The organism is Dialister sp., assembly GCF_051885895.1.
Classification (GTDB): Bacteria; Bacillota; Negativicutes; order Veillonellales; family Dialisteraceae; genus Dialister.
Genome location: NZ_JBJEXP010000021.1, coordinates 7,327 through 13,891, shown reverse-complemented (window position 1 = coordinate 13,891; position 6,565 = coordinate 7,327). Strand labels below are relative to the sequence as shown.

At 50.7% G+C, this 6,565-nt stretch carries 7 protein-coding genes; all 7 read left to right on the top strand.

What is annotated here, in order from left to right; translation table 11 throughout:
- Positions 1 to 292 precede the first annotated feature (292 nt).
- The 7 genes from ACI4N7_RS01455 to hisA are packed head-to-tail and all read left to right on the top strand — an operon-like array spanning position 293 to position 6,402.
- The gene (locus ACI4N7_RS01455; RefSeq protein WP_439731592.1) at positions 293 to 1,507 is read left to right on the top strand and encodes an ATP phosphoribosyltransferase regulatory subunit; all 1,215 of its coding nucleotides are present in this window, start codon (positions 293 to 295) and stop codon (positions 1,505 to 1,507) included.
- Position 1,508: 1 nt separating this feature from the next.
- Positions 1,509 to 2,129 carry an ATP phosphoribosyltransferase gene (gene hisG, locus ACI4N7_RS01450; protein ID WP_439731591.1) on the top strand — a complete coding sequence of 207 codons (621 nt, stop codon included), beginning with the start codon at positions 1,509 to 1,511 and terminating at the stop codon, positions 2,127 to 2,129.
- 21 nt (positions 2,130 to 2,150) lie between these two features.
- Entirely contained in the window at positions 2,151 to 3,440 is a 1,290-nt protein-coding gene (hisD, locus tag ACI4N7_RS01445) for a histidinol dehydrogenase (RefSeq protein WP_439731590.1), read from the top strand.
- Entirely contained in the window at positions 3,430 to 4,500 is a 1,071-nt protein-coding gene (hisC, locus tag ACI4N7_RS01440) for a histidinol-phosphate transaminase (RefSeq protein WP_439731589.1), read from the top strand. Before hisD ends, hisC begins: the two co-directional genes overlap by 11 nt.
- Positions 4,497 to 5,075 carry an imidazoleglycerol-phosphate dehydratase HisB gene (hisB, locus tag ACI4N7_RS01435; protein ID WP_439731588.1) on the top strand — a complete coding sequence of 193 codons (579 nt, stop codon included), beginning with the start codon at positions 4,497 to 4,499 and terminating at the stop codon, positions 5,073 to 5,075. Before hisC ends, hisB begins: the two co-directional genes overlap by 4 nt.
- Positions 5,075 to 5,689: an imidazole glycerol phosphate synthase subunit HisH gene (gene hisH, locus ACI4N7_RS01430; protein WP_439731587.1), complete on the top strand. Its 615-nt coding sequence runs from the start codon at positions 5,075 to 5,077 to the stop codon at positions 5,687 to 5,689. The genes hisB and hisH overlap by 1 nt, the downstream gene beginning before the upstream one ends.
- A complete protein-coding gene (gene hisA / locus ACI4N7_RS01425; protein ID WP_439731586.1) occupies positions 5,686 to 6,402 on the top strand; it encodes a 1-(5-phosphoribosyl)-5-[(5-phosphoribosylamino)methylideneamino]imidazole-4-carboxamide isomerase in 717 nt (238 codons plus the stop codon). The genes hisH and hisA overlap by 4 nt, the downstream gene beginning before the upstream one ends.
- The last annotated feature ends 163 nt before the right edge of the window (positions 6,403 to 6,565 follow it).

Sequence of the window (6,565 nt, the reverse complement as noted above, 5' to 3'; positions counted from 1 at the left end):
ACCTTTGCCTGTTAGGGCTGTCAACCTTCACTCCTAAAAGGGAAACGACTCACTATGATTTGTGCTCCGCTATCGCTCCTTCAAATCATATCCGCTGTGTACGCCGAAGGCGTATCTAATGGGCGATACCCCCTCTGAACACTTTGAACGGCAATGTACGCGACTATTTTACAAAACCTGCTGTGCCAGGGGCGCCCTTCTTTTAAGTTTTCACAATTTTTACCATATCCCTCTTTACTTTCTTACTTTAGCGTGGTAATGTATTAATCATAAGAAAGAGAGGAGGGCACAAATGGCTCGCACGATAGATGACCTGAAGATGGTTCATGAAGAAGAAATGAAGAATTACGACCGCATTGAAGGAGCTGTGGTTTCGGTGATGAGGCGGCATGGCTGCAAAATCATCCAGACGCCGACCTTTGAGGACTATGACACCTACGGGAAATATTTTCCCCAGCTTCAGCGGGAAATGATCAAGACCATCGGTCCTGACGGAGAAGTACTTGTTATGCGGCCCGATGTGACGGTACCGCTGGTGAAGACAGTGGCCCGGGAATATCCGGATCCGGCGCAGCTTTTGAAATTCGGTTATGTATCCATGGTATTCCGTGAATATTACGGCAAGTCTACCCATGGCAAATATTTCCTCCAGAGCGGAGTGGAAGTGCTGGGAGATGAAACGCCGGAATGCGACGGTGAAGTCATGGTCATAGCAGCGGAATTTCTGAAGTCTGTGGGCATCAGGAATATGCGCATTGATCTGGGCACTGTAGCGTATATGGATGCTCTGTTCGATGAGCTCCATCTGACGGAAGAGCAGCTGTCCCAGGTACGGGAATATATGGAGAAACGGAATCTGGTAGCCTTTGACGGACTGGTGGATACCCTCCCCATTACAAAGATACAGAGAGATGTGCTGCTGGAACTGCCCCGGCTTTTCGGAGATTATGAGTCCACATTGAAACGGGCCGAGGGGCTCTGCCTGAATCACGGCATGATGGAAGCACTCCAGCGGCTGAAGAAGGTATATGAATATCTGGATGTGGCAGGCTACAGCAGAGCGGTACAGCTTGATTTCGCCTTTACTTCCCATATGGGCTACTATACCGATATGGTATTCAAGATTTACGCAGACGGCGCCCTCTATTCCCTCATCAGCGGCGGGCGGTATGATTCCCTGGCCGCTGAGTTCCAGGTGCCCCGGCCGGCCTGCGGATTCGGCATGAATATGAATCTTCTCTATGAGGTGATGGCAGAGGAGGATCTTCTGGAAGAAATGGTTCCCTCCTGCGACCTGGCAGTGGTATATGACGAGGCAGACAGGGACCTTATCCTGACACTCATGTCATGGAGAAATAAAGGGTATTCCGTTCTGGGCGTAAGCAGCAGGAACCGCATCATTCCCGGCGATTACCGGATGATTGCATCCTATGACCATGGATCGTTTACCCTGGGCAGTGAAGTGCTTTCCAAAGAAGAAATGGAAAGCAGATTGGGAGGACTTTGATATGCTTCATATAGCACTGGCGAAGGGGCGCATAGCCAAAAAAGTCATGAAAAGCCTGTCTGATGGAGGATATCGTTTTCCTGACTATTCCGATGACAGCAGAAAACTGATTTTCACCGATGATGAAAACCGCATCCGTGTGACTCTGGTGAAATCGCCGGATGTGGCGGTATACGTACGGCGGGGCGCAGCCGATGCAGGCATTGTGGGCAAGGACGTGCTCATGGAAGACGGAGAAGAGGATGTTTATGAAATCCTGGATCTGGGCATAGGCAAATGCCGCATGGCCGTGTCCGGCATCAAAGGACACAAGGATGTGATGAACAAACGCATCCTGACCGTGGCATCCAAGTATCCCTCCATTGCAAGAAAGTACTTTGCAGGGCGGTTCCAGCCCATCGATATTATCAAGCTGAACGGCTCGGTGGAGCTGGCGCCGCTGGTAGGGCTTTCCGATGTGATTGTGGATATTGTAGAAACAGGCACCACCCTCCGGGAAAACGGCCTGGAAGCCTATGATTACTTTATGGATTTTTCCGCCCGCCTCATCTGCAACAAGGTATCCTTCAAGATGAAGCAGGATGAATTAAACCGGTTTATGAAAGCCGTCAGAAAAGACTGACGGAGGAAAGAAGGCATATAAATGGAATGGATTGAAGTACCGGAAAAGGGACTGACCCTGCGGGAAGTCAGAACCCTGACCAATAGAAATGTAAATCTGTCGGATGATGTGGAAAAAGCAGTTTCCGCTATTCTTGCTCAGGTCAAAGAAGGGGGAGATGAAGCGGTACGGGCGCTGACAAAGAAATTTGACGGCGTGGAGCTGGCTGATTTCCGGGTTACCGAAGAGGAAATCGAAGAAGCCGTGAAGGAAGTAGGCCCTGAATTTCTGGCAGTACTGAAGGAAGCCAAGGAAAATATTGAAGCTTTCCATAGGGAACAGGTGAGAAAATCCTGGTCCAAGGAATTCAGAAAGGGCGTGGAACTGGGAGAACGGTTCCTGCCCATCCAGCGTGTAGGTGTGTATGTACCTGGCGGCAGGGCTGCCTATCCCTCTACGGTCCTCATGGATACGGTGCCTGCTGTGGTGGCAGGCTGCCCGTCAGTGGCTATGACTACCCCTCCAGGCAGGGATGGAAAGGTGAATCCCAATATCCTGGCAGCAGCCTATGTGGCGGGTGTTAAGGAAATCTATAAGGTAGGCGGCGCCCAGGGGATTGCCATGCTGGCCTACGGTACGGAAACCGTGGAACCGGTATTCAAGATCGTGGGGCCCGGCAATGCCTTTGTAGCCATGGCCAAACGGCTTGTTTTCGGCACAGTGGGCATCGACATGATTGCAGGCCCGTCGGAAGTATGCTGCGTGGCTGATGGCAGCGCCAATCCTGTCTGGATTGCAGCGGACCTTCTTTCCCAGGCAGAACATGATCCCCGGGCAGCGGTATTCCTCATTACACCGGACAAAGCTTTCGGCGAAGCAGTGCAGAAGGAAATGGAAAAGCAGATGAAGGAGCTTTCCCGCTATGAAATCATGAAGAGCTCTGTGGATCAGTATGCCAAGGCATTCCTCTGCAGAAGCCCGGAACAGTGCTTTGATATTGTCAATAAAATTGCGCCGGAGCACCTGGAAGTGGAGCTGCCGGATCCTGGAAAATACCTGCCTCTCATATATAATGCAGGCGCTATTTTCCTCGGGAAATATACATCTGAACCGATTGGAGACTATATGGCAGGACCGAACCATACGCTTCCCACTTCCGGAACGGCTGCCTTTTCTTCGCCCCTTGGCGTTTATGATTTCGTCAAGCACAGCAGCGTAGAATGCTATACGGAAGAAGCATTCCGCGGAATTTCCAAAAAAGTCCAGCTTTTTGCGAAAGCAGAGGGCCTGACGGCTCATGCTCATGCTATGGAGGTGCGTGATGAAGACTGAATGGATTCGTAAGACAATTCAAAATTTTGAACCTTATTTTGTGGCGCCGATTGCAGAAAAGAATGTGATCAACGCCAATGAAAACTATTTCAATGTTCTTTCTATTCCGGCGGTTAAACAGGAACTGATAGAAGCTCTGGATACCTTTAAACCGCAGATTTACCCGAAACCCATGGCCGATGATCTCAGAAAGGCTCTGGCGGAATATGTGGACCTGAAACCGGAAAATATCATCTGCGGCAACGGCGGCGATGAAATGATTACCTATCTTCTGGGAACATTCCTGAACCCCGGCGACAAGCTGCTGGTACATTCTCCTACTTTTGACATGTACGAACTGGGCGCAGAAACCCTGGGCGCCCAGACCATCAAAGTCAAGGATCTGGCAGGCTACCGGAGGGACAAGGAAGGACTGCTTGCGGCAGTTAAGAAATACCAGCCGAAAATCACGGTCATCTGCAATCCGAACAACCCCACCGGCGACCTTCTTCCCGCCTCCTTCATTGAAGTAGTGCTGAAGGCAGCGGACAACCTTGTTTTCGTTGATGAAGCCTATATGGAATTTGCCCAGAAGGAAAGCGTGATTTCCCTTATCCGTCAGTATCCGAACCTCATTGTGCTGCGCACCCTGTCCAAAGCCTTCGGACTGGCAGGCATGCGCTGCGGCTATCTGGCAGCAGATCAGGAAATCATCAATGCCATTGCCAAGATCAAGGCTCCCTATAACCTCAATGCATTTACTCAGCTCTTCGCCCAGATTGTTCTTCGCCATAAAGAGGAACTGTTCAAGGTGAGAGATGACATTGTGGAAGAAAGAAAACGGCTTTTTGACGAGCTGGTTAAGATTCCGGGACTGACGGTCTATCCGTCCTGCACCAATTTCCTGCTGGTCCAGGTGGAAAGCAAGCATGAAGAAATCTTCAAAGCGCTGAAAGAAAAGGATATTCTGGTCAAAATTTACCGGAACAGCGCAGAGCTTCCCAATGCCTACCGCATTTCCGTAACCACGAAAGAAGTGGATGATACACTGCTTGAAGTATTCCGGAAGGAGCTTTCATGAGACAGGCGGATATACACAGAAAAACAGGAGAAACGGATATTTCCCTTTCTCTTTCCATTGACGGGGAAGGCCGCTTTGAAGGCACCACGGGCATTGGTTTCTTTGATCATATGATGAATCTTCTGGCTCTCCACAGCGGCATGGACATCATCCTTTCCTGCCGGGGCGATCTGGAGGTAGACAACCATCATACCATCGAAGACCTGGGCATCGTACTGGGAGACGCTTTTCTGCAGGCTCTGGGAGACAAGAAGGGGATTCACCGCTACGGCACGTTCTTCTGCCCCATGGATGAAGCCCTGTCCCGCATCGTCCTTGACCTGTCGGGACGGCCCTATTTTGTTTACGATGTGAAGATCCCGGTTGAACGGATCGGCACCTTTGAAACGGAAATGACCCGTGAATTTTTCCTGGCCTTTGCCATGCACGGCATGATGAATCTTCATATGGCCTGCCTGTATGGAGAAAACGGCCATCATATCGTAGAGTCCCTTTTCAAGGGCATCGGTCATGCATTGAAAGAAGCCGTCACTGTGGAAGGCGGCAGAGTCCTTTCAACGAAAGGGGTGCTGTGATGAAGACAGCCATTATTGATTATGATGCAGGCAATCTGGCCAACGTGGTACGGGCAGCCAAAAGAGCAGGCCTTGATGTGGTGGTGACCCGTGATCCTGCAGAAATCAGAAATGCTTCCGCCCTGGTTCTTCCCGGCGTTGGGGCCATGAAAGATGCCATGGATCATCTGAACGGCTACGGGCTGACAGGCATCATTCAGGAAGAAGTCCGGAAAGGGAAGAAACTGGCCGGCATCTGCCTGGGCATGCAGGCACTTTATGAAGAGTCCGAAGAAAACGGGCTGATTCCTGCCCTGGGTCTGCTTCCGGGCCGTATTGTCCGGTTCCCGGAAGGGAAATTGAAGGTGCCCCACATGGGATGGAACGAACTGGTGATCCATCGGCCTCATGAAGTGCTGGAAGGACTTCCGCCCCATGCTTATGTTTATTTCGTCCATTCCTACTATAAAACCCCGGGAAATACGGAGGATGTCATTGCTTCAGCAGACTATGGCGTTACCGTTCCGGCGGTAGTAGGGAAGGACAATGTTTTGGGATTCCAGTTCCATCCGGAAAAATCCGGGCCGGTAGGCATGGGAATCTGGGATCGACTGGCAAAGTGGTTGATGAAATGAAAATTTATCCTGCAATTGATATAGAAGACGGGCACTGCGTCCGGCTGAAACAGGGGAAAAAGGAAAATCTCACCGTTTACGGCGATGACCCTGTAAAAATGGCTTTAAAATGGGAACAGGAAGGGGCGAAGGCACTCCATGTGGTAGATCTGGACGGTGCCTTCAAAGGAAGCGGCATCAATACGGAAATCATCCGTAAAATGTGCGGCGCCCTCACCATTCCCATTGAAGTAGGCGGTGGAATCCGCAGTGAAAAAGCGATTAAAGACTATCTGGATATGGGCGTATATCGGGTCATTATCGGCTCCAAAGCCGTAGCCTCTCCTTATTTTGCCATCCAGGCAGCCAAAACCTATGGCGCGGACCACATTGCCGTATCGGTGGATGCCAAGGGAGAAGAAGTGGCAACCCACGGCTGGGTGGATGGAAGCAGCCAGAAGGTGATGACCTTTGTGGAAACTCTTTTAACCCATGGAGTCAACACCATGATCTACACCGACATCAGCCGTGACGGCATGCTTTCCGGACCGAACTTTGACATGATGGAAAAGCTGCAGGCCCTCAAGGGTATCCATCTCATCGCTTCCGGCGGTGTTTCCAATGCAAAAGATCTCAGAAAGCTTTCCGCCATGGGCGTGTATGGCGCCATTACAGGCAAAGCTCTCTATGAGGGAAAAGTGTCTATGAAAGAAATCGTGGAGATTCAGGAGTAAGGGAGCCACTGCGTGGCTCCCAGGTTCAGAGGAGTCAAAAGGTGAAAGGGGTTCAAAGGGGAAGGCGGGCGCCTTCAAAACTGTTGAGCGCCAGTTTGGATAAAACCATAACATCCCGCTTCGCTTGATGGGAATGCATCCTTTTTTGTGTTAATATCCCCTT

Bases quoted from the DNA above. Each gene is read 5' to 3' on its own strand.
- hisH (WP_439731587.1), top strand. From the start codon at position 5,075: ATGAAGACAGCCATTATTGATTATGATGCAGGCAATCTGGCCAACGTG.
- hisB (WP_439731588.1), top strand. From the start codon at position 4,497: ATGAGACAGGCGGATATACACAGAAAAACAGGAGAAACGGATATTTCC.
- hisA (WP_439731586.1), top strand. From the start codon at position 5,686: ATGAAAATTTATCCTGCAATTGATATAGAAGACGGGCACTGCGTCCGG.
- hisC (WP_439731589.1), top strand. From the start codon at position 3,430: ATGAAGACTGAATGGATTCGTAAGACAATTCAAAATTTTGAACCTTAT.
- ACI4N7_RS01455 (WP_439731592.1), top strand. From the start codon at position 293: ATGGCTCGCACGATAGATGACCTGAAGATGGTTCATGAAGAAGAAATG.
- hisG (WP_439731591.1), top strand. From the start codon at position 1,509: ATGCTTCATATAGCACTGGCGAAGGGGCGCATAGCCAAAAAAGTCATG.
- hisD (WP_439731590.1), top strand. From the start codon at position 2,151: ATGGAATGGATTGAAGTACCGGAAAAGGGACTGACCCTGCGGGAAGTC.